Genomic DNA, 22,626 nt, shown 5'->3' with positions numbered 1-22,626 from the left:
CGGATTGGGTGGAAAAACAGCGCGGCGGCTCAGATGCCCCACGCGAACGGATCGGTTTCGTCGATCAGCAACGTGCTGTCGGCCGTCATGTAGGCGCGGCCGGTGATGTACGGGCGGATGCGCTCGCCTTCCCATTCGAAGCGGCCTTCGAACTGGCTGGCGGTGATGCTCGCCTGCACCCAGCGCTCGCCGGGTTGCAGCTTGTCGTCGGCAGCGAGGCAGGCGAGTTTGGCGCTGGTGCCGGTGCCGCACGGCGAGCGGTCATAGGCCTTGCCGGGGCACATGACGAAGTTGCGGCTGTCAGCCTGGTCGTCGTCGGCGAACAGTTCGATGTGGTCGATGACGGCACCGTCCTCGCCGAAAATGCCCTGGTCTTCGAGGGCCTTGAGCATCGCCCAGGTGTAGGCGGTGAGGTGCTCGACGTTGTCCATCGTCAGGCTTTGGCCGTGCTCGGACACCAGGAAAAACCAGTTGCCGCCGTAAGCGATGTCGCCGAACACCCGGCCATATCCCGGCACGTCCACCGGCACCTGCTTGCGATGGCGGTAGGCGGGCACGTTGCCCAGAGTCACCGCGCCGTCGTCATGCAGGGTGGCGCTGACCTGACCGACCGGCGTGTCGATTTTGTGTACGCCGGGCTCGATCAAACCCAGATGCTGCAACGAGGCGATCAGGCCGATGGTGCCGTGGCCGCACATGCCCAGGTAACCGGCGTTGTTGAAGAAGATCACCCCGCAGGTGGCGTCTGCCGACACCGGCTCGCAATACAGCGCGCCGACCAGCACATCGTTGCCGCGCGGCTCCAGCAGGCAGGCCCGGCGCCATTGGTCGTGCTGGGTGCGCAAGGCATCGCGTTTCTCAGCCATGCTGCTGCCAGGCAGCTCAGGGAATCCCTTCATCACCAGGCGCGTGGGTTCGCCGCCGGTGTGCGAATCAATGACGTGTACTCGTTTCATGGACGTGTCCCGTTGCAAGGTTTCAGTAGGCGCCGGCAGGACGCGGGTTGGCGGTGGTGCCAGTGGATTGGGCAGCGACTTCGCTTTCATCCGCGTCGTCGTCCAGACGCAGCAGGTGGGCCGGTACGCCGGTGGCGGCGCCCCAGTAGTAGATGCCGGTGGCGAAAGCCGCGACGACCAGCGTGTCGAATGGGTGGGTGAGGATGCCCAGGCCGCCGAAGGTGCCGAGTTTCGACAGGACGATGGTCACCGCGTAGAACGCGATCAGCCACGCCGAGGAGCGCACTTGCTGGCCAAGATTCAGGTGTGCGGTCGGCACGAAACGGCCGCACAGCAGGTACACGACGAACATCAGGATTTGCAGGCCGAGCAGCCAGGACACGGTGCTCCAGCCCGACCAATAGACGATCAGCGCAGCGATGATGAACGACACCGGCCCGAGCAGGCCCATGGTCTTGACCCGGAACGGGCGTGGCATGTTCGGCGCGTTGCGGCGCAGGGCGGCGACGGACACCGGCGCCACCGCGTAACTCAGCACCAGCGCGGCGGAGACGACGTTGATCAACGCTTCCCAGGACGGGAACGGCAGGGTCCAGAACACCGACAGGGCGAAGGTCAGCCACAGCGCCGGGCGCGGGATCCCGGACTTTTCATCGATGCGGGTGAAGACCTTGAAGAAGGTGCCGGTCTGTGCCCAGCCGTAGATCACCCGTGGCGTGGCGTTCATGTAGATGTTGCCGCAGCCGCTCGGTGAGATCACCGCGTCGGCGACCACCAGATACGCCAGCCAGCCCACACCGAGCGCCAGGGCGATGTCGCGGTACGGCAGGGCGAACTCCTTGTTGATGCTGGCCCAGCCGTTGGCGAGCATTTCCGTCGGGATGCCGCCGAGGAACGCGGTTTGCAGCAGCACGTAGATCGCGGTCGACAGCAGCACCGAGAGGATCAGCGCAATCGGGATGGTGCGCTGCGGGTTCTTCACTTCACTGGCCACTGAAATGATCGGCGTCAGGCCGAGGTAGGCGAAGATCACGCCGCCGGCAGACACCGCCATTTCGATGCCGGACAGGCCGAACGGGGCGAAACCCTGAACCTGGAAGTTTTCCGGTTTGAAGAAGGTGAACAGCACGCCGATCACCAGCAGCGGCACGATGAACTTGAACACGCTCACCAGGTTGTTGGCTTTGGCGAAGGTCTTCACGCTGCGGTAGTTGAGCAGGAAGAACACACAGAGCAGGCCGAACTGCACCAGCCAGCCCAGCGCCGTCGGATCGCCGCTGCCAGCCTGGGTCAGGCCGGGGAACCACGCCGCCGCGTATTGCCGCGAAGCGACCACTTCGATGGCGACCAGACTGGAGAACGCGATCAGGGTGATGAAGCCCATCAGGTAACCGAGCAGCGGCCCGTGGGAGTAGACCGGGTAACGCACCACACCGCCGGCCCGGGGCAGTGCCGCCCCCAACTCGCAGTAAACGATGCCCAGCAACAACACGGCGAAACCGCCCAGCAGCCAGGAAAAAATCCCCGCCGGCCCGGCGATGGCGGACACGTGGCTGGCCGCGAACAGCCAACCCGAACCGAAGATCGCGCCGAGTCCGATAAACGTAAGGTCTATCAATGAAAGTTGTTTCTTGAACTTGCCTTGGCCTGACATGGCATCGCCTTCTTGTGAGTTATTGGATAGGCAGTAGGTGTCAATCGACGGTCCAGACTTTGAACTCATCGGCAGCGCCGCGATTGATGTTTTGCGGCAGGATCGATGACGAAATCGGCACAGTTGCGCAGATAAAACATGGCCCTCGACAGGCTCCCGTCGTTGCTGCAATCTGCACGCGAACGCCCCGGCGCGGGGACCTGGCCGAACCATCAGCAGGGGACAACTCCACGATGCACGACGCGTTTTCGATCCTGTGCCAGGGCAACGAAGCCAATCGTCCGCAGACCCTCGAAGGGTTATTGGCCGGCGTTGCGCCGCTGTTGCCGCTGCTGGACGTGATCCCGAATGCGGCGATTTTCATCAAGGATGTCCAGGCGCGTTACGTCATGGCCAACAGCACCCTGGTGCAGCGTTGCGGTTTGAAGGACCTGCGCCCGCTGCTTGGCAAGACCAGCGCGCAGGTGTTCCCGGCGCAACTGGGACCGGGCTACACCGAGCAGGATCGGCGGGTGCTGGAGGAGGGGTTTGTGCTGGAGGATCAGCTCGAACTGCACCTGTACGGCAGTCGCGAGCCGGGTTGGTGCCTGACCCACAAACGGCCACTGTACAACCGCGACGGCGAGATCATCGGCCTGGCCGGGATTTCCGTAGACCTGCAATCGGCCAGCGAAACCCACCCGGCGTTTCAGCGTCTGGCCGCTGTCGACGAACACATCCGCCGCCATTTCAACCGCCGGGTCACCCTTGGCGAACTGACCCGCATCGCCGGGATTTCCGTGGCGCAACTGGAGCGTTACTGCAAACGGGTCTTCCACCTGACCCCGCGGCAGATGATCCAGAAAGTGCGTCTGGAACACGCCCATCGCCTGCTGCATACCGACCTGCCGATCACCGAAGTCGCGCTGCAATGCGGCTACACCGATCACAGCGCCTTCACCCGCCAGTTCAAGGCATCGACCGGGTTTACCCCACGGCAGTATCGACAGGCGACGGAGCAGTGATCGCGACTCCGCTTTAAGCAAGCTGTGGACTCTGGCGTCGTGTGGGGGGGCGCGGATGTTCCAGTGTTGCTGCTGAGTGTTGAGAGTAAATATGGTTTCGGCATTAATTGAAAAGCTAAAAATTATTTATAGGTGTGGGTTTTATATTATTTTAGATTGTTGTGTTTGTTGTTTGTTTTGGCTGGGTTCGTAGTGGTATTATTTGGTTTTGATTTGCTGGGGTGGATATGGATATTAGTTTTGTTGGGGTTGATCCAGTAAAAGGCTTTGTTTTAAAGAATAAATTTTCGATTGTGAAGCCTGTTTCCATTTTGATTGGGAAAAATGGTTGCGGGAAGACTAGACTTTTTGAAGGGGTTAAGAATGGAAAAATTCAAATTTCCTCAGAGGAACGAATTAATACCAGTGAGGTTCTCTTTCTTTCGCATGATAAATTTATACCAAAAATAGATAGCCGCTATATTGAAAGGGATGCGTTGGCTCGAAGAAAGTCATTGCTGGAATTGTTCAGGAGTAGGAAGCTTGATTTTGAAAAGGAGCATGATCGATTTAATATCGAGGTCGGTTTAATGCGTGATCCTAATTCTTTAATGTTTAAGGATGCGCATAGAATAATTAGAGGAATTGCTAAAAAGCTTTCAAAGAATCCGAGCGATTTGAGTGATGATGAGGTCTCAAGCCACTATGATGGTTTTGAAGCTGAGATGTTTGGTGAAAAAAATATTACGGCAATATTTACTCGTTATATTCAGAGGCTTCATGATAACGAATATGCCATGTGGCTCTCAGCTGTCAGGGGGAAAGAAACTTACTATGTAGAAGATAGTGAGTTTGAATGTGTCTATGGGCGTCAGCCCTGGGTTGTTTTGAATGAAATTCTGGACAAGACATTTAATGGGAAAATAGGTGTCGGAATTCCAGGTGCGTCTGAGGATGGGGGCGAATACATAGCGTCTTTTTATGAGAAGGCTTCGGGAGCCCCAGTCAAGGAAAGTGACTTGTCATCAGGGGAGCAAACCTTACTCTGGCTGGCTTTGGTAATGTTCAGCTCCCAGTTTTCGCAAACAAACACTGAGTTGGTGCCAAAGCTTTTACTGATGGATGAGCCAGACGCATTTTTACACCCCTCCATGGTTGTTCAATTAATTAATTTTCTGGAGTTATTTAGTCGGGAGTTTTCGATTAAAATTGTTGTGAGCACTCATTCTCCAACGACAGTTGCACTTTCTCCTGAGAATTCTTTGTACTCTATTGTTGATGGTGCAGTAACGGCAGTCGATAAGGATTTTGCGATTGCTACTCTGCTTGATGGAGTTACGCAGATATCACTGAGTCCTTTTAATCGCCGATTGGTTTTGGTTGAAAGTTTATATGATGCGGAAGTGTATACTCAAATTTATGGTGCCGTTTGTCATAGGCCGGAACTTTTGGATCCGGGAATTACCATGACTTTTGTCAGTTCCGGACCGAAAATGCCAAAGCAACAGGTCTGTGACAAGTTTAAGCAGGTGTTTGGGGATTCCATTCAAAAAAATAAGGTAGACGAATTCGTCAATTTGCTGAATGGGGTTGGAAGTTGCGAACAGGTAACAGGGATGGTCGAGTCCCTTGCCGCTGAGGGTGATACTACAGTACGCGGCCTGGTGGATTGGGATCGCAAGAATGTCAGTGGAAAAAACATTGTCGTATTAGGTGAGGATTATGCGTACGCGCTGGAAAATTTAGCGCTGGATCCTATATGTATAATGCTTTTGCTGCATATGGACTTTACTAGGGAATACCCAATTGAACGCTATTGTGACCGTCAAGTAAATTGGAGCGCTTGGTTGCAGGATTCCGAATTGCTACAAAAATCCTTTGACTGGTTTATATGTGCGATTTTGAAAGAAGAAAACTCTCGCAATGTGGAGGTGGAATATGTATCGGGAATCAAGCTGCTTGGAGATAGCAGGTACTTGCAAATGAATGGTCACGAACTGGCTGAATGCATGGTTTCGGAATTTGTTGAGTTGAGAAGCTTAATGAAAGGAAAAATTGAAAAACTGATGGGAGTAATCGTCAGGAAGTCCATGGTCACGTTGGGCGAGGGGCGGTTTATACCGAAGGTTTTTAGTGATTCCTTTTCGAGCCTGCAAGCGTGAAATGAAAAGCCTGTCGATGCTTCAGCATGAGGCAGTAGAAACGTAACAAACTGAGAGCTCCGATACCCGGTTATACCGAGTAACGACGGAGCAGTGATCGCGACTAGACTGTGAGAGGTCATAGCCCCCTTGTGTCAGGTGAAACGAGATGAGCGGAATAGCCTCGCGTTGCTGCTTTCTGAGCCTGATCGCATTCAGCCTGATCCTCAGTTCCGGCTGTTCAAACAAAAAACACTATCCGCCATCAGGCGTCGGCGACAGTTGTTACGCCAAAGCGCTGCCGACGGTGGGCGAAGGCGGTCTGGCCTGGGGTTCCAGCCTGAACATGGCACGCAAGAAATCGATGGATAACTGCATGCGCTACGCCGGGCGTTCGGGCGGGACACCGGATACCTGTCAGGTGGTTTTGGCGAAATGCAGGTAGCCGTTCATCGACGACGAGATTGACATGGTTGCCTGAGGCAAATATATAGTTGCCTTAAGCAATCAATTGAGTATCTGTCATGTCCACCCCTGAGCTCGTCGAACAAGCTGACCTCATCCGCAGCTTCAACCGTTTCTACACCCACCAGATTGGCGTGTTGCAGGAGCATCTGCTGCAAAGCGATTACTCGCTGACGGAGATCCGCGTGCTCTATGAACTGGGCGCGCGCGGCGATCTGACCAGCGCCGACCTGCGGCAGATGCTCAGCCTGGACGCTGGTTACATGAGCCGGATCGTCAGCGGATTCGAACGCAAAGGCTTGATCCAGAAGGTGCGCTCGGAAACCGACGGTCGAGCCGCGCTGCTGCACCTCACCACTCTCGGGCGCGCCATCCTGGCGCCGCTGGAGAAAACCACGCGCGAGCAGATCGTCGCCATGCTCGAACGCCTGTCCGAACCGCAGCAACAGCAACTGATCGATGCCATGGCGCTGATCCAGAAACTGCTGAGCGGCAACCGAGATTCAACTTACATCCTGCGCGATCCCCAGGCCGGAGACATGGGCACCGTGGTGCAGCAACAGTCGGCGCTCTACACCCGTGAGTACGGCTGGAACTGGGAATTCGAAGCACTGGTGGCGGAAATCGTCGCCAAGTACCTGCGCGAGTTCGACCCCGCTTCCGAGCGCTGCTGGATCGCCGAAAAGGACGGCAAGGTGATCGGTTCGGTGTTCATCGTCAGGCACGACGAAACCACCGCCCAGTTGCGCATGCTCTACGTGGATGCCAGCGCCCGAGGGCTGGGCATCGGCAATCGTCTGGTCGAAGAGTGCCTGCGCTTCGCCCGTCAGGTCGGCTACAAGAAGATGATGCTGTGGACCACGAGCATCCTCACCGATGCTCGCAAGCTCTACCAGAAGGCCGGGTTTGAATTGATCGACGAGGAGTCGATCCACAGTTTTGGCAAGGATCTGGTCAGCCAGACCTGGGCGCGCGAGTTGTGAGGGGCGGCGGGTTTGACCGCGCAAATACTCAATCCGCCGTCACACGATATCGTCTATCAGAATATGCCGATGCCCACGACTGCATCGCTCGATCCGCGCCTCGACCTTGTACACCTTGCGCAGCATCGATTCGGTGATGACTTCATGGCTCGGGCCGCTGCCTTGTGTGGTGCCATCGGCAATGACCAGCACCTGATCGGCGAAGCGCAGGGCCTGGTTCAGATCGTGGATGGCGATGAATACGATCACCTCGCGCTTGCGCGCCAGGGTGCTCATGAAGTTCAGCACCTGCACCTGGCGGTGCATGTCCAGCGCGCTGGTGGGTTCGTCCATCAGCAGGATTTCCGGTTCGCGCACCAGGGTCTGGGCGATCGACACCAGTTGCTGTTGGCCGCCGCTCAGTTCGCCGAGGTTGCGAAAGGACAGTCCGGTGATGCCCAGGGCATCGAGGATGTCGTCCACCAGTTTCAGTTCATCGTCATGAACCGACCAGCCCGGCGTCAGTTGCTTGCGCGCCAGCAGCACCGACTCGTAGACCGTCAGGCGGGCGCTGGCGTTCAGGCCCTGGGGCATGTAGCTGATGCCCTGAGTGCCTTTTTTCGAGTCTTGCAGAATGACTTGCCCCGGCCCGTCGATCAGTCCGGCCATGCGTTTGAACAGCGTCGATTTGCCTGCCGCGTTGGGTCCGACCACGGCCACTACCTGACCGCCGCTGAAGGTCGCGGTGCTGACACCGGCAATGATCTCGCGCTGGCCGTAGCGGGCGCCGAGGTTGTCGAGCTGGATCTTCACCATGAGTTTTTCTTCCCGTTGAGAATCAGAGAAATGAAGAACGGCACGCCGATCAGGGACGTGACCACGCCGATGGGAAAAATCGCCCCGGGGATCAGGGTTTTGCTGACCACCGAGCTGGCAGACAGGATCAGCGAACCGGTCAGCAGCGAGGCCGGCAGGAAGAAACGCTGATCTTCGCCGATCAGCATCCGGGCAATGTGCGGCCCGACCAGCCCGATGAAACCGATGGTGCCGACGAACGCCACCGGGAACGAGGCGAGCAGGCTGACCATGATCAGCGTCTGAAAGCGCAGGCTGCGCACGTTGATGCCGAAGCTGGCGGCCTTGTCGTCGCCCAGGCGCAGGGCGGTCAGTGCCCAGGCGCGTTTGGCGAAGATCGGCAGGGTGATCAGGATCACCACGCAGATCACTCCGAGTTTCGGCCAGGTGGCTTTGGTCAGACTGCCCATGGTCCAGAACACCACGGCGGCCACAGCCTGTTCGGTGGCGAAAAACTGCACCAGCGCCAACAGCGCATTGAAGGTGAACACCAGGGCAATGCCGAGCAGCACGATGGTTTCGGCGGTGACTCCGCGCCGCATGCTCATGAAGTGGATCAGCAGCGCCGAGAGCATCGCCATGACGAATGCATTGAGCGGCACCATGTATTGCGCCGCCAGCGGAAACAGCGCCACGCCGAAGGCCAGGCCCAAGGCGGCACCGAACCCCGCCGCAGCGGAAATGCCCAGGGTGAAGGGGCTGGCGAGGGGGTTGTTGAGGATGGTCTGCATCTGCGCTCCGGCCAGCGACAACGCCGCGCCCACCGCGACCGCCATCAAGGCCACGGGCAGCCGGATATCCCACATCACCACCCGCACTTGCGGCGAGGCGCTGTCCGGTGAAAACAGCGCGCCGAGGACTTCGCCGAGGCTGTAACTGGCAGGTCCCAGGGCCAGGTCGAGCAGCACGCTGAATGCCAGCAACACCGCCAGTCCAGCGAGGATCAGGCGCTTGCGCAGCACCAGCCGCCGGTAGGTTTCGCTCTGCGCGATCTGCGCTTCGCCCAGCGAACTCATGGCTTCACCTCGGGTTTTTGCAGGCTGACGAAATAGCCCGGCTCGTACGGCACCGGCAGGAAGCGCTCGTGCATCTCGCGGAACGCAGCATCGGGATCAAGGTCGGCGAACAGTTCCGGGTGGAACCACTTGGCGAACTGTTGAATCGCCACGAACTGGTAAGGGCTGTTGTAGAACTGATGCCAGATCGCGTGAAACGCCTGCGTGTCCTGGGCCTTGATGCCGGCATAGGCCGGGCGGTGGGTGTACCACTGGAGTTTGCGGCGGGCTTCGGCGAGGTTCGCGCCCGGGCCGACACCGACCCAATGACCACCGGGCGCGAAGGCTTCCCAGTCGGCACTGGTGACCACGACATGGTCGGGATTGGCGACGATCACCTGTTCCGGGTTCAACTGGCCGAACGTGCTGGGGATGATGCGTCGGGCGATGTTGTTGCCGCCGGCCATGTCGACGAACAGGCCGAAGTTCTCGTTGCCGAAACTCAGGCAGCAATCATCGGTGTAGCCGCCGATGCGCTCGATAAACACGTTGGGCCGGGCAGGGTGTTTCGCCTCGATCACGTCAGTGACCCGACGGATCTGCCGGTTGCGAAAGTCGATGAACGCTTCGGCACGTTCTTCCTTGCCGAACAACTTGCCGAACAGACGCATGGTCGGCTCGGTGTTTTGCATGGGGTTGTTGCGAAAGTCGACGTACACCACCGGGATGCCGAGGGCGTCGAGTTTTTCGATATAGCGCGCATCTTCGGTGGCGTGCTGCGCTTCGATGTTGAGGATGATCACGTCGGGTTTCTGCGAGATCGCCTGCTCGATGTCGAAAGTGCCGCTCTCGAATCCACCGAAGGTGGGGATCTTCGCGATCTCGGGAAATTTGCGCAGGTAGGCGTTGTAGGTGTCCGGGTCCGACTGGATCAGATCCTTGCGCCAGCCGACGATACGTTCGATCGGATTCTCGGTATCCAGCGCCGCGACCAGATACAACTGACGACCTTCACCGAGAATCACCCGTCTGACCGGCAGGTGAACCTTGACCGTGCGGCCTTGCAGGTCGGTGACGCTGGCCAGCGCCGGATCCGGCTCGGCAGCCTCGACACGATCCGGCGTCAGGGCGGACAGCGACAAGCCCAGCAGGCCGGCGAACAGCAGCGCGGTGAAGGTCTGACGGCGGCGAAAAACGTTAACCATGGTGTATGCCTTTACAAAAGCCGGGCCGGGCAACGACGACAGCCGTCGCACCGGAACGGACGTTTCAGAAGTCGACGGTGGCGGAGAGCAGCAGAGTGCGGGGTGAGCCTTGGGAAAACGCCCCGTAGGAGGCGACGCCCGACCAGTATTCACGGTCGAGCACGTTCTGTACGGTGGCGCGGAAAGTGGTCGGGCGTTCGGCGATTCGGGTGGCGTAGCGCGCCCCGACGTCGAAGCGGGTCCAGGCGTCCAGTTTCTGTGTGTTGGCCTGGTTCACGTACTGGCTGCCGGTGTAGATGGCGCCGCTGGTCAGCGTCAGGCCTTCGATACTTGGCGTGTCCCACTCGGCCCAAAGGTTGGCCTGCACCTCGGGAACGCCGACCGGCCGGTTGCCGCGATTGGCCGCCACGCTGCTGCGGGTCAACTCGCCATCGAGCAGGGTCACACCGCCAAGCAAACGTGTACCCGGTGCGACTTCCCCGGCCATGTTCCATTCCACGCCACGGTTGCGTTGCTCGCCCTTGACCGAAAACACGCCCGAGGCCAGTTCACCGCTGGGCTTCTCGATCTGGAACAGGGCCAGGGTCGACATGAAGCTGCCGTAGTCGACCTTGGCGCCGATTTCCTGCTGCCGGGAAACATATGGCGAAAAGATCTCCCCGGCATTGGACGCGGCGGACGGCGCCACGTCGCCCTTGCTCAGGCCTTCGACGTAGTTGTAGTAGAACGAAACGTGATCCCAGGGCTTGGCGACCACGCCGAACAACGGCGTGGATTTGCTTTTGTCGTAGGCCGTGGTGACGATGCCGGCCGCGTTGTAGTTGTGCGACTTGATGTTCTGCTGGCGCATGCCGACGGTGACCTGCAAGCGCTCGTCGAGCACCGACAGGGTGTCGGCGAGGGCCACGCCGGACAGTTCGCTTTCCGAGACTTTCGGTGTATCCGGTTTGGCAATCGCCGGTTTCGGTCGATCGGTCGGGTGGTAAATGTTCGACAGGATGGCCGGGGCGGACAGAATGCCTCGGGACAACTCGTCACGATAACGGGTGACTTGCAGGGCGGTGCTGTGGCTGATCGGGCCGGTGTCGAAACGCAGGCGCGCACCGGCGTCGACGGTGTAGCGCTGGACTTCAAACTTGTAATAGCCGGGGATCGACGAGGTGTCGCCTGCTTCGTTGATGATGGTCGGTGTCTGGTCGGACATGCGCGCGACATCCGATTTGCCGCCGCCGGCGTGGGCGAACAGCGTCAGGTTATCGCTCAGGTCGTACTCGCCGCCGAGCAGCGCCGATTTGTCACGGGTTTCCGACCAGCCCCATTCCTGGCTGACGCTGGTGCGTCCGTTGGCCGCCGAAGGGATCTGCACGCCGGTGGCGATCAGGAAGGGGCGGGAGGCGGCGTCGAAGGTTTCTTTCTGGTTGATCAGGTCGAGGCTGGTACGCAGACGCTCGCCCTGATAGTCGAGGGAAATCGCGCCGATGCCGACCTCCCGGGACTGGTTTTCGATGGCCGTGTCGCCCTGTTGCACGCTGCCGTTGATCCGCACCCCGAAGCGTCGCTCCTCGCCAAAGCGGCGGCTGACGTCGAGGTGGCTGCCGAACTGCGAATTCAGGGCATAACTGGCGGTGACCCGGGTCAGGTCTTCATCCAGCGAACGCTTGGGCACCACGTTGATCACCCCGCCGACGCCGCTGTTGGGCGACATGCCGTAGAGCAGGGCGGCGGGGCCTTTGACCAGTTCGATGCGCTCGGCGTATTCGGTGAATACCCGGTAGTTGGAAGCCACGCCGTACACGCCGTCGAACGCCAGTTCACCGAGATTGCCTTCACCGACCGGAAAACCACGGATGAAGAACGAGTCGACAATCCCCCCGGTCTGGCCAGTGGAGCGCACCGACGAGTCACGCTCCAGCAGGTCGCCCACGGTCACGGCCTGCTGATCCTTGATCAGTGTCGAGGTGTAGTTGCTGACACTGAACGGCACGTCCATCACATCGCGGTTGCCGAGAATGCCGAGACGCCCGCCACGGGCCACCTGACCGCCCGGATACACCGGCGGCAGGCTGCCGCTGCGCTTGTCGATGCCATCGACCTGGGTTTCGTCCAGGGTGACCCGGCGCACCACCAGCGTGTAGGTGCCATCGCTGCGCGCGACCATTTCCAGGCCACTGCCGGCCAGCAGGCGGGTGACCGCTTCCTGGGTCGAGTACGAGCCGGAGAGCCCGGGGCTGACCAGACCTTCGGTGATCGACGGCTGGAACGACAAGGCAATGCCGGCACTCAAGGCGAAGCTCGATATCGTCACCCCGAGTGGTCCGGGAGGGATCTGGTAGCCACGCACGCTGACGCTGTCCAGTTGCACCGGCACCGCCGCCACGGCGAACGAGCCCACGGCCAGGCTCACGGCGACGCTGAGCAACACACGGCGAACAACGGGCTTGAGCGGACGATCCGGACACAGGGGCCGTACAACGAGCATGAATGGGTGACCCTATGGACGAGGTGGAATGGTTGTTCCTTTCATTGCCAGCCGAGATCGAAAAAAGTATCACCGCTGCGGTGATTTTTTTCAGGCCGCCGAAAGCGTGACCCAGTAACCGCTCAAATGCCCGGTGACGAGCACGGGATAGGTCTGCACCAGCATGTTCAACGAACGTTGGGTGTCGCTGATGGGAAAGGCCCCGGAAATACGCAGATCGGCAATCGCCGGATCGCAACGCACGAAGCCCCGGCGATAGCGCGCCAGTTCGCTGACGAAGTCCGCCAGACGCATCTTGTCGGCCATCAGCATGCCCCGGGTCCAGGCGCCGACGTTGCTGTCGGTCGGGTTCAACTGGCCAAAGGCCTGGGCGGAAAAGTCCGTGCGCTGGCCGGCGTTGACGATGATCGGTGCGGTCTGGCGACCGTCAGCCAATTCAACCTGTACGGCACCTTCGAGGACCGCAAGCTGGGTGCGTGGCTCCAGTTCGCGAACGGTGAACCGCGTGCCAAGGGCCTGCATCCGGCCTTCGCGGGTGCTGACCAGAAAAGGCCGGGGCTGCGCCGATGAGTCCGGCGCGGTCTGCACCAGAATCTCCCCTGCGCGCAGGTTGATCAGGCGCTGCCGGGTGTCGAACAGTACGTCGATGGCGCTATCGGTATTGAGGGTAATGCGCGAGCCGTCGGCCAGGGTCAGTTCCCGGCGTTGGCCGACGGCGGTGTGGTAGTCGGCAGACCATTGCTGCGATTGCGCCAGTTTCCAGGTGCCCCAGCCGGTGGGCACCGCCGCCAGCAGCAAGGCCAGTTTGCCGAGGGCCGCGCGGCGTTCCGGATTGCTCGGGCGATCCAGCGTCGACATCGCCAGCGCAGGTGGCAAACCGCCGAACTTGCTTTGCAGCAACTGCGCCCGGGACCACGCGCGACTGCGCTCGGGGCTGCTGACTTTCCAGCATTCCCACTCCGCGCGTTCGGTATCGGTGAGATCGTGTTCGCTCAGACGCATCAGCCAGTCGGCGGCTTCTTCGAGGATGCTCGGATCGAGCGGCGGTTCAGCGCGACGGGTGAGCATTCATTCCACCAGCATCAGGCACTGTACGAACGCCTGCTTCATGTAGCGTTTGACGGTGATCAGCGAGACGTCCAGTTGCTCGGCGATATCCTGGTATTTCAGCCCGCCGATCTGCGACAGCAGGAACGCACGCTTGACCAGCGGCGGCAGCGTGTCGAGCATCGCGTCGATTTCGTGCAGGGTTTCCAGGACCACGAAACGCAGCTCCGGCGACGGTACTTCCGGCGCCGGCAGGTGCGCGAGGGCATCGAGGTAGGCACGTTCCAGTGCCTTGCGCTGATACCAGTTGACGAGAATGCCCTTGGCCACGCAACTCAGGTAGGCCCGGGGCTGCTCGATGGCGGTGACCTGGGAGGCGAGGATCCGGGTGAAGGTGTCCTGGGCCAGATCCGCCGCATCCATGGCGTTACCCAGTTTTTTCTTCAGCGTGGCGTACAGCCAGCCATGATGGCCGCTGTACAGCGCTTCGATCACACGCAGATGATTGTCGTTGTTCGCGGAAAGGGATTCGCTCATGGCTGCAGTTTTTTGCAATTGAGAAGTATTCCCAATGCTAGATTACAAAGAGCCTGCGACGCAAGCGCGATTCGGTATGCGTTTTCAGGCGTCGGCCATTCCCGCCAGCGCCTGCACCATGACCTCTATTTCGGCCTCGGTGTTGTAGGCGTGGAGCGAGGCGCGGCTGACTTCCGTGAGGTCGCGTTGCTGCATGTCGAGCATCGTCGAGCGGTACGTCGAGGTGGTGACGTTGATGCGTTTTTCCTGGCTGGCGAGCCATTGCTGCACCTGCGTGGCGCTGGCGTCCTTGCAGGTGAAGGTGACGATGCCTGACTTGATGCTTCCCGCATCCCGGGTAGTGACGCCCGGCACCTCGGCCAGGCGATTGCGCAAATATTCCGCCAGGCGCTGGATTCGCTGCCACATCGACTCGATGCCTTGCGCCATGGCGTAGTCGGCCGCCGCGCCCATCCCCAGTTTCGCCGCCACGTTGCACTCCCAGTTTTCGAAGCGTCGGGCGTCGCCGCGAATGCTGAAGGTGTCGGGTGTCAGCAATGCCGCCGAATGCAGATCGAGAAACGCCGGCTGCAGGCTTTCGCACAACGACTTCTCAACGTAGAGAAACCCCATGCCCCGAGGGCCGCGAAGGTATTTGCGACTGGTGGCGGCGAGCATGTGACAGCCGATCCTGGCCACATCGATCGGCATCTGCCCGACGCCCTGACAGGCATCGAGCAAGAACAGCACCCCGGCGGCACGGGCGAGGGCGCCGATCTGCTCGATCGGCTGCACCGGGCCGCCGTTGGTGGCGATCACCGGCAGCGACACCAGCGCCACCCGGTCATCGTCGAGCATGTCCCGCAACGCCGTCAGCGACACTTGGCCGTGCTCGTCGTTGGGAATGACCTTGATCTCGATGCCGCGCTGCTGCTTGAGTTGCAGATAGGGAATGAAGTTGCCGGCGTATTCGGTGGTCGACGTCAGCACCACGTCCCCGGCGCGCAGCGGCAACGAGTAGAACGCCATGTCCCAGGCGCGGGTCGCGTTTTCGATCACCGCGATTTCTTCGGGGCGCGCGTTGATCATGCGCCCGATGGAGCTGTAGACATTCTCCAGCGCCTGCGCCTGTTGCGTGGCGGCTTCATAACCGCCGATCCGCGCTTCGAGTTGAAGGTGACCGGTCATCACCTCGATCACCGGGTCGGGCATCAGCGCCGCGCCGGCATTGTTGAAGTGAATCAGTTGCTCGACGGCCGGTGTGTCGGCGCGCAGTTGTGCAAGGTTCAAAAGCAGGCTCCTTGATCAGTCCCCAGGCGGGATCTGGCTCGGTTGCATGACCATCGGCCGGTAACGCAACGCGACGATGGGAATCAATGCGACGACGTACGCCAGGCAGACAAACAGGTAGGTGTATTGCAAACCATAGACCTGGCTGAGCAGCCCGCCCGCCGAGATGCCGGCGATGGAGGCAAATTGCGCGGTACTTTGAGCGATACCCAGCACGTAGCCCTGGCGCGAGCTGTCGGCGGTCTTGGAGATCAGGGCCATCAGCACCGGCGTGGTCGCCCCGAGCAAGACGCCCCAGATGAAGTAGGCGATGACGAACACGATCGGATTGCGGGTGACCCCGGCCAGAGCGGTCAGGGCGATGCAGCCGGCAACCACATAGGTCATGCGTTGCAGGGTGTCCTGCTGGTTACGGTGTTCGAAGTAGCGTGACCACGCGGTGGCCGACAGAATGAAGCCCAGCGCGAGCAAGCCGTAGCACAACCCGACCACCGAGTTGCTGACGTCGAACACCGAGCTGACATACAGCGAGAACGACGTCTGCGGCAGCATCCGCGCCAGCAGCAGAATGCCCATCACCCCCAGCAGAGAGAGCAGGGGCGTGCCTTGCCAGACACTGCCGGTGTGGCTGACCGGCGTCGCCTTGTCGGCCACGGGCGCCTTTTTCACCGGAGGCACATCCGGCAAGGTCACCGCCGCCACGATGGTGCAGATCGCGCACAGCACGGCGGCGATCATGTTGATCCAGAAGAAGGTCGCGTAATCGAGAATCAGACCGCCAACCACCGCGCCGAGCAGTGAGCCGACGTTGGTGGAAATCTGCAGGATCGCAAACAGCCGCGCCCGCCGCGAAGGCGCTTCGATACTCACGCCATACGCCTGGGCCGGGGCGATGTAGCCGGCGAACGCCCCTTGCAGGAAACGCAGGATCAGGATCACCCAGATGTCACTGCAAAGGGCCAGCCCAAGCTGGGTCAACGACAGACCGGCGAGGGCGCGGATCATCATCAACTTATGGCCGTAGCGGTCGCCGATACGGCCCCAGAATGCGCTGGTCAGAATAATGCCCAGCATCGGCCCGACGTAAACGGCGATGCTGGCGAAGCTGAAAACCGAGTCCGAAGACGTCAGCCCACGCAGGTGGACGGGCCAGAACGGCCCGCTCATTTCCATTGCGCCCATCGAGATGAGCTGGATGGCGAACAGAAGATAAATCAGGATTCTGACGCGCGAACCCTCGATGACACCGGCGTGGGACATGACTCTGCCTCGGTTATTGAACGACGTTGAGCGGGTTGGTCAGGGTGTGCTGAATCCGATAGTTGGTGTACTGCATCAAGTGCATGCGCAACAACGAACGGGTCGGCCACGGATCCTCAACGAACGCCTTGCGCTCGACTTCCCACAACTGCGGATCGACACGCCCACGCACCGCCGCGAAGGCCAGCTCGGTTTCTTCACGCAGGATGTCCCACATCCGATGGCTCTGCAGTGCGTATTCTTTGGTCAGCCACAGGGCCATTTCATGCAGGTGCGTGAGGAACGCCGCGTCCAGCACGAACATGCGCACCGGCTCGATATCCCCGGTGAACACCGTCGGCAGAATACCCGGCTGCACATGCGGTTGCAGGCTGTAACCGCGCTCTTCCAGCAACGGCGCGTAGGTCCGGCCATCGCCGAAGTCGCGGATCAGCAGACTACGTGCTTTGCCGTCGGGAGAAAACAGCACCATGGTGTTTTGCTGGTGCGCCTCAAGTCCGATGCCGTACATCAGATAGATCGCCACCACCGGATGGGTAACCACTTTGGCGTACTGGCGGAACCAGGTTTCAACCTGTGCGGCACTGGCGCGAGCGCCATCGCGTTCGATCAGTTCGGTGAGCAGCGGTCGGCCATTGCCGGGCAGGCGCGTGAACAGCGAAGCCACGGTAATCGGCAGGCATTCGTCATCACGCTCGAACGCTTGCTGGCTGGCGCGGAACACCACCGAGAGGTGCCGCCCCGGCGCATCGTCCTGGGTGATCGCGTTGCGGTAGCGCACGCCGATTTCCTCGGGGAAGATTTCCAGCCGCTGTTCGAAACCGTCCTCGGCCTTGAGGATTTTTTCGATGACCGTGCTGATGCGCGGCCCCATGTGAATCGACTTCGCCTGCAGGCTGCGCAACTCGCTGGTCATCCACACGGCGATCGGCAATTTGATCAGCGGCGCGGCCTCGTCCAGCACCGGCATCATGGTGCGGTAGGACATGGTCGGCAGGGTCTGGATGTCCGGCCCGTCGGTGATCAGGATCCCGTCTGCGATTTCCGCCGCGAAATGCTTGAGCACATAGGCCTGCAAATGCCAGGCGTGAATCGGCAGCGGCAGCCACTGGGACTCGTCCAGGCCCTTGCTGTTGAGCGAGGCCTTCCATTGTTCCCATTGCGTCGGGAAGTGGCTGGCGAACCAGGTCCGGTAATCGCTGACGTGGGGCATGCTTTCGCTTTTCGCCATGTCGGCGCGCAGGGCGGCAATGCGCAGCGGCACCTGGGCGTTGAACTCCGGCGACAGTTGCTCGACTTCGGCATCGCTCAGGCCCGGACGGGACTTCCATGTCGGGTAGTAAGGATGGCCTTCCAGCGAACCCCACTGATCGAGAAGGATGGCGGCGTCCTTGGTGCTGGCGGTGCGGCGCAGGTAATCGGTCAGGCTGTCGAGGCCCTGATCTTTCGTGGCGGCGGCCAGTCGCGCGTTCCATTGCTGACGATACTCACGGGCATGCGCGTCGTTCATCAGGCTGTTTTCCATGTCCGACTTGAGTCCGGCCACGCCGTCATCGGTCGGCTCGAAGTCGAAGCTGTCGCGCAGCACATCCAGCAAGTCCTGATGACTGTGAATCACCTGGCGGACGCCTTCGTCAGTCACCAGCACCACGTCGCCGTCATTCACCAAGGTGTCCGCCGGGTTCATGGCGATGTTGGAGAAAAACACATGGGAGCGGGCGTTTTTCAGCGGGTAGGTGGCCTGGGTTCCGCTGGCGGAAAAAACCAGTGCCGAGCGATCCAGAATGTTTTCCGCAAACAGGCAACGCACGAGGCGGCGCATGGCGTTCTTGCGGGAGTAGGCGATCAGTGTCTTGAAGTCATCCATATCAGCTGTCTGCTCTTCGAAAATAGTGGAAGCGTTGAACCCGCCGCTCATGCCGTGCGCGGCCAGTGGCGGGGGAAGTAGTCGAGCGCCGAGTCGCGCAGGCCCTGCATGTAGGCGACGCTCCATTGCAGGACTTCCTCGATGTAGGGGACCTTCAGTTCAAAGCGCCGGGCCATTTCCACCAGCAGCACCAGGCCGTAGGCGACGTCTTCGTTGAAGGCCCGGCTCTCGCGTTCGATCACGTAGCCGGCGCGGTTGTCGGCGGCGGGCACCATCGGCGCGAGGATGTCGTTGTAGGCCTGGTTGGTACGCAGGATCGACAACATGCTGCTCTGGTCGCGGATCTGCTCGCCGTAGGCCTCGACGATTTCCTGTTTGAGGGATTTGACCGAGGACAGATCGATGCCCATGCGCTGGCTGATCACCGCACACAATTCCTGGCTTTCCTGATCCATGCGCTCGAGGAAATAGGCGCCCAGTTCAGGGCATTCGGTCCACCAGCACATGCGTTGCGGGAAGATCTTGCGATGCCATTGTCCGTAGGGGCCGATCAGTCCATAAATCACCGAGCTGTGCATGATCGGGTTGCCGGGTGTCAGGGTGATTTCCAGGTAGTTGTCGAGCATCGTCACGCACGGGCCGTAGAGCGTGGTGAGGATTTCTTCCAGATGTTGACGCGATGCCAGGGTTTCCCGGGCGTGAGTGGCGACATACAGCTGACTTTTGCCGCCACCCATCTTTACCGACACGCCCGGCTTCAGGTCGAACGCGGTGTGCGGCACATCCTTCATGCCCCAGATCACCAGGTTCGGGCGGTCGGCCAGCGTTGCCTCGGCCAGCCAGTCGAAACCGCAGAATCCAGGGATCGCGCCGATGTAAACCGGTTTGCTCGAACTCAAGTGCGGAGCGATGGCCTGCAGGGTTTGCGGTCGGGCGTGAGCCGGCACGGTGATGATCACGATGTCGGCGTCCGCCACCACAACGCTGGCGTCGGTGCTGACCCGGTCCGGCCGCGCGCTCAGCGTCGAGCCGTCCGGCAGCAGCGCCTGGAGGGCGATGTTGGCGGCGTGTTTCTCGATAACCTCACGGTTGTTGGTGAGCATTGAGACGTGAACGTTGGGTAACTGTTTGAACAGGATGGCATTGAGATGACCGGTCCTGCCTGCGCCGCAGATGGCGACTTTCAGCGGTTTCATACAGAGGCTTTCCTGTGTGGGAGGCGCGTCAGGCGACACTCAGTTGCAGAGGCGTGGCGTCGGACTCCAGCCAGCGGGTCTTGCCCAGCCAGGTGTCCAGTTGCGCGGCGACGCCCGGCTCCAGAAGGTCGCGTTCCTCCAGCCACTTGTCGTCGAACACCGTATGCAGGTACTTCTCGCCGCCGTCGGCGATGGGCACCACGACGTTGCCGGTCAAGGTGCCTTTGTGGATCAGCTCCAGCGCCTTGTAGATCGCACCGCCGGTCGAACCGCCGACCAGCAGCGCCAGATTGCGGGCGACGTAGCGAGCGGTTTCGAACGCCTGGGCATCGGTGACTTGAATGCCCATGTCGATGCAGCTGTAGTCGAGCACCAGGCCCACGGTGTCACCGGCCGGAGTGCCGGTGCCCGACTGGTAATACGGATAGCCGGGATGGCCGAAGACGATCGAGCCGGCCGGCTCCACGGCGACGGTGACGATGTCCGGGTTGTGCAATTTCAGGCCACGGGCGATTCCGGTCATCGAGCCACCGGTGCCGACGCAACCGACATAGGCGCCGATCTGGCCGCCGGCCTGGGCGATGGTTTCGCGGACGAAGTCGCTGTAGCCGCCGGCGTTGGCGGCGTTGTCCGACTGGTTCATGAACACCGAGCCGGGAATCTGCGAAGCCAGTTCAGCGGCAAGACGCTGGCGCTCGACCACGGCCACTTCGTCTTCCCGGTAGGTGCCGGCGACAAAACGGATTTCGGCCCCCAACGCCTTCATCACCGCAATCTTGTCCTGGGCGGCGTGGTGATCGACCACGGCGATGAAATGCAGGTCGAACTCGACAGCCGCCATCGCCAGGCCAATGCCGGTGTTGCCGGACGACGACTCGATCACCACACCACCGGGTTTCAACCTGCCGGACTTGAGTGCCGCCAGCACCATGTTGCGTGCCATGCGGTCTTTGATACTGCCGCCGGGATTGTTCTTTTCTATCTTGAGCAAGAGTCTGGCGTTGGTTCCCGGAACATCGATGCCCAACATTGGCGTATTACCAATAAGATCCGAAACTTTATTCAATATCATTTGGAAGTATCCCCTTCAGTAGTCAGGTGAAAACGTGTAATTACCTTCCGTGCAACAAGTCGCCATCAATCTTTTGGGTAATGGGTGGCGATGAAATTCGTTTTCCAGCAAGTCCATCTGATAGCCGGCCGTGTTGGCGTAAACCAATAAGTCGCCCGCTTGTGGTGAAGTGTCGAAGTTGATCAGGCGATGGGTGATGACGTCATCGTCGAGACAGCTATGCCCGGCAATATAGGCTTGCATCGGTTTGTCGGGTAATTGTTGTCCGGATATCAGGATCGGATCGACAAGGTATTCCGAAGCGAACCAGGTTTCGCAGGCGCTGAAACTGCTGCCTTCCACGAAAATTACAACTTTGTTGTCCGCCAGTTGCTTGGTGCGGGTGACGCGGAATACTGAAATGGCGGCTTGGTCTACAAGGCTTCGTCCCGGTTCGAGTCCCAATTTAATATTGCGTGACTTCAAATATCCAGCAATGGAAAGTTGCGGCGAATGTTCAGATTCGAGGAACAGTTCCAGCCACTGGCAAGCCGTCAGCGCACTGCCGTAGGGATAAAAAGAGTTGGGCACTCGACGATGTTGATAATGAGCTGGATTGTTTTCATTTTGCAGAAAACTGTTGTAAGCCTCGGGTTGCACATAGCGCATCGGCAGGCCGCCACCGATGTCGATCATGAGCGGGTCGAGTCCGATTTCCCTGGCCGCATCGACGAAGCCGGTCACCTCACGGAACGCCTGGACGCGGGTTTCGTAACCGTATCCACCGAGGTGGAAGTGGAAGCCTTCAAAGTGGAAAACCTCCCGTTGTTCGGTCAGCGATCGCAGGCATTCAAGCAAGTCATCCTGACCCATGCCGAACCGGCTCGCCGGGCAACTGTGAGGCCGGTAACGCAGTAAAATCCGGGCTTTGGCGGGCGAGGGGAAGGTGTCGAGCACGGCTTTGAGATGCGCGAACTCTTCCAGCGAGTCCACACAGATCAGCGAGCCGCCCTGTACCAAGGCGCGATGAAACGCTGCGGTTTTCGCCGGTCCGGTCGCGCACAAATGCTGCGCCGAGGTCCCGGCGCGCAAGGCTGCTTCCAGTTCGTGAATGCTCGACACGTCAACGCCAATCCCCGAAACCGAGGCCGAACCCAGCAGGCCTTGCGATTTGTTGGCCTTGGCCCCGTAGAAAATCGAGTAGTCGACGTTGTGCCGTTTCAAGACCGCTTGCAGCGCATCGGCATTGGCTTCAAAGGCGTGCGGCCATACCAGATTCAGCGGTGAACCGTATTGAGAAACCAGTTCGATCAGTGTGTCGGGAGAACGCTCAAGAAGATTTTCAATAACAGGGTCGAGTAACGGTTTCAGCACTTTTGGGTATTTGGACTTTGTTGTTTCTGAAACTTCATATGCATTTAAATCAGGCATAGAAAACCCCTGACGATGGAAAATCGTCATGCGTGATTTGATAACTAATCGTTATCGGTCAATGTCTTTTGGCTTGGCGCCAATACTGAAAATCAAATAAGCGGAGGCGGATGAAACACCCGGTCGCACAATCGATCAGTGGTTTTTGATTTAACAAAAATTTCACAAGTCAGTTTCATGTAAACCCCACTCCTTAAGGTTTAAGCAGGCAAAAAGATGGCCAGTGTTTATGGTCGACATACTTTTCGAGTGCCAATGAATGACATTTAAATG

18 protein-coding genes are annotated in these 22,626 nt (G+C 59.8%); 4 read left to right on the top strand and 14 right to left on the bottom strand.

The window, feature by feature from the left end:
* Positions 1-29 precede the first annotated feature (29 nt).
* Together KVQ74_RS21725 and KVQ74_RS21720 are read right to left on the bottom strand one after the other, a co-directional pair.
* Positions 30-956, bottom strand: coding sequence for a 4-hydroxyproline epimerase (locus KVQ74_RS21725; RefSeq protein ID WP_217833372.1), 927 nt, complete (start codon positions 954-956; stop codon positions 30-32).
* 22 nt (positions 957-978) lie between these two features.
* Complete coding sequence (locus KVQ74_RS21720) at positions 979-2,610, bottom strand: APC family permease (RefSeq protein WP_217833369.1); 1,632 nt, start codon at positions 2,608-2,610, stop codon at positions 979-981.
* A 233-nt stretch (positions 2,611-2,843) separates the two neighbouring features.
* Between KVQ74_RS21720 and KVQ74_RS21715 the strand changes: the two genes are divergently transcribed.
* From KVQ74_RS21715 to KVQ74_RS21700, 4 genes are all read left to right on the top strand, one after another.
* On the top strand, positions 2,844-3,614 hold the full coding sequence (locus tag KVQ74_RS21715; protein ID WP_217833367.1) for an AraC family transcriptional regulator: 771 nt from the start codon (positions 2,844-2,846) through the stop codon (positions 3,612-3,614).
* 227 nt (positions 3,615-3,841) lie between these two features.
* Complete coding sequence (locus tag KVQ74_RS21710; RefSeq protein ID WP_217833365.1) at positions 3,842-5,755, top strand: ATP-binding protein; 1,914 nt, start codon at positions 3,842-3,844, stop codon at positions 5,753-5,755.
* A gap of 148 nt (positions 5,756-5,903) precedes the next feature.
* The gene (locus KVQ74_RS21705) at positions 5,904-6,179 is read left to right on the top strand and encodes a hypothetical protein (protein ID WP_217833363.1); all 276 of its coding nucleotides are present in this window, start codon (positions 5,904-5,906) and stop codon (positions 6,177-6,179) included.
* 79 nt (positions 6,180-6,258) lie between these two features.
* Positions 6,259-7,182: a bifunctional helix-turn-helix transcriptional regulator/GNAT family N-acetyltransferase gene (locus tag KVQ74_RS21700; protein ID WP_217833361.1), complete on the top strand. Its 924-nt coding sequence runs from the start codon at positions 6,259-6,261 to the stop codon at positions 7,180-7,182.
* A 39-nt stretch (positions 7,183-7,221) separates the two neighbouring features.
* Here KVQ74_RS21700 and KVQ74_RS21695 read toward each other — a convergent pair whose 3' ends face one another.
* The 12 genes from KVQ74_RS21695 to KVQ74_RS21640 form a co-directional block, all read right to left on the bottom strand.
* On the bottom strand, positions 7,222-7,977 hold the full coding sequence (locus tag KVQ74_RS21695) for an ABC transporter ATP-binding protein (RefSeq protein ID WP_217833360.1): 756 nt from the start codon (positions 7,975-7,977) through the stop codon (positions 7,222-7,224).
* The gene (locus tag KVQ74_RS21690) at positions 7,971-9,032 is read right to left on the bottom strand and encodes a FecCD family ABC transporter permease (RefSeq protein WP_217833359.1); all 1,062 of its coding nucleotides are present in this window, start codon (positions 9,030-9,032) and stop codon (positions 7,971-7,973) included. Before KVQ74_RS21690 ends, KVQ74_RS21695 begins: the two co-directional genes overlap by 7 nt.
* Positions 9,029-10,216: an ABC transporter substrate-binding protein gene (locus KVQ74_RS21685; protein WP_217833358.1), complete on the bottom strand. Its 1,188-nt coding sequence runs from the start codon at positions 10,214-10,216 to the stop codon at positions 9,029-9,031. The genes KVQ74_RS21690 and KVQ74_RS21685 overlap by 4 nt, the downstream gene beginning before the upstream one ends.
* A gap of 64 nt (positions 10,217-10,280) precedes the next feature.
* A complete protein-coding gene (locus KVQ74_RS21680; protein ID WP_217833357.1) occupies positions 10,281-12,695 on the bottom strand; it encodes a TonB-dependent receptor in 2,415 nt (804 codons plus the stop codon).
* A 90-nt stretch (positions 12,696-12,785) separates the two neighbouring features.
* Entirely contained in the window at positions 12,786-13,763 is a 978-nt protein-coding gene (locus KVQ74_RS21675) for a FecR domain-containing protein (protein WP_217833356.1), read from the bottom strand.
* The gene (locus KVQ74_RS21670) at positions 13,764-14,279 is read right to left on the bottom strand and encodes a sigma-70 family RNA polymerase sigma factor (RefSeq protein WP_217833355.1); all 516 of its coding nucleotides are present in this window, start codon (positions 14,277-14,279) and stop codon (positions 13,764-13,766) included. It abuts the gene before it with no gap.
* An 84-nt stretch (positions 14,280-14,363) separates the two neighbouring features.
* Positions 14,364-15,548: an aminotransferase class V-fold PLP-dependent enzyme gene (locus KVQ74_RS21665; RefSeq protein ID WP_217833353.1), complete on the bottom strand. Its 1,185-nt coding sequence runs from the start codon at positions 15,546-15,548 to the stop codon at positions 14,364-14,366.
* 15 nt (positions 15,549-15,563) lie between these two features.
* Complete coding sequence (locus KVQ74_RS21660) at positions 15,564-16,808, bottom strand: MFS transporter (RefSeq protein ID WP_217833351.1); 1,245 nt, start codon at positions 16,806-16,808, stop codon at positions 15,564-15,566.
* Positions 16,809-16,821: 13 nt separating this feature from the next.
* The gene (locus KVQ74_RS21655) at positions 16,822-18,675 is read right to left on the bottom strand and encodes an IucA/IucC family protein (protein WP_217833348.1); all 1,854 of its coding nucleotides are present in this window, start codon (positions 18,673-18,675) and stop codon (positions 16,822-16,824) included.
* Between the two features lie 47 nt (positions 18,676-18,722).
* Positions 18,723-19,871, bottom strand: a complete 1,149-nt coding sequence (locus tag KVQ74_RS21650; RefSeq protein WP_217833346.1) for an NAD/NADP-dependent octopine/nopaline dehydrogenase family protein — start codon at positions 19,869-19,871, stop codon at positions 18,723-18,725.
* A 28-nt stretch (positions 19,872-19,899) separates the two neighbouring features.
* Entirely contained in the window at positions 19,900-20,943 is a 1,044-nt protein-coding gene (locus KVQ74_RS21645) for a PLP-dependent cysteine synthase family protein (protein WP_217833344.1), read from the bottom strand.
* A gap of 15 nt (positions 20,944-20,958) precedes the next feature.
* Positions 20,959-22,353 (bottom strand): Y4yA family PLP-dependent enzyme, encoded by a 1,395-nt coding sequence (locus KVQ74_RS21640; RefSeq protein ID WP_217833342.1) that lies wholly within the window; start codon positions 22,351-22,353, stop codon positions 20,959-20,961.
* Positions 22,354-22,626: the final 273 nt, after the last annotated feature.

Origin of the sequence: Pseudomonas botevensis (assembly GCF_019145475.1) — a bacterium.
Lineage (GTDB): Bacteria > Pseudomonadota > Gammaproteobacteria > Pseudomonadales > Pseudomonadaceae > Aquipseudomonas > Aquipseudomonas botevensis.
This window is presented reverse-complemented; position numbering and strand designations above follow the sequence as displayed.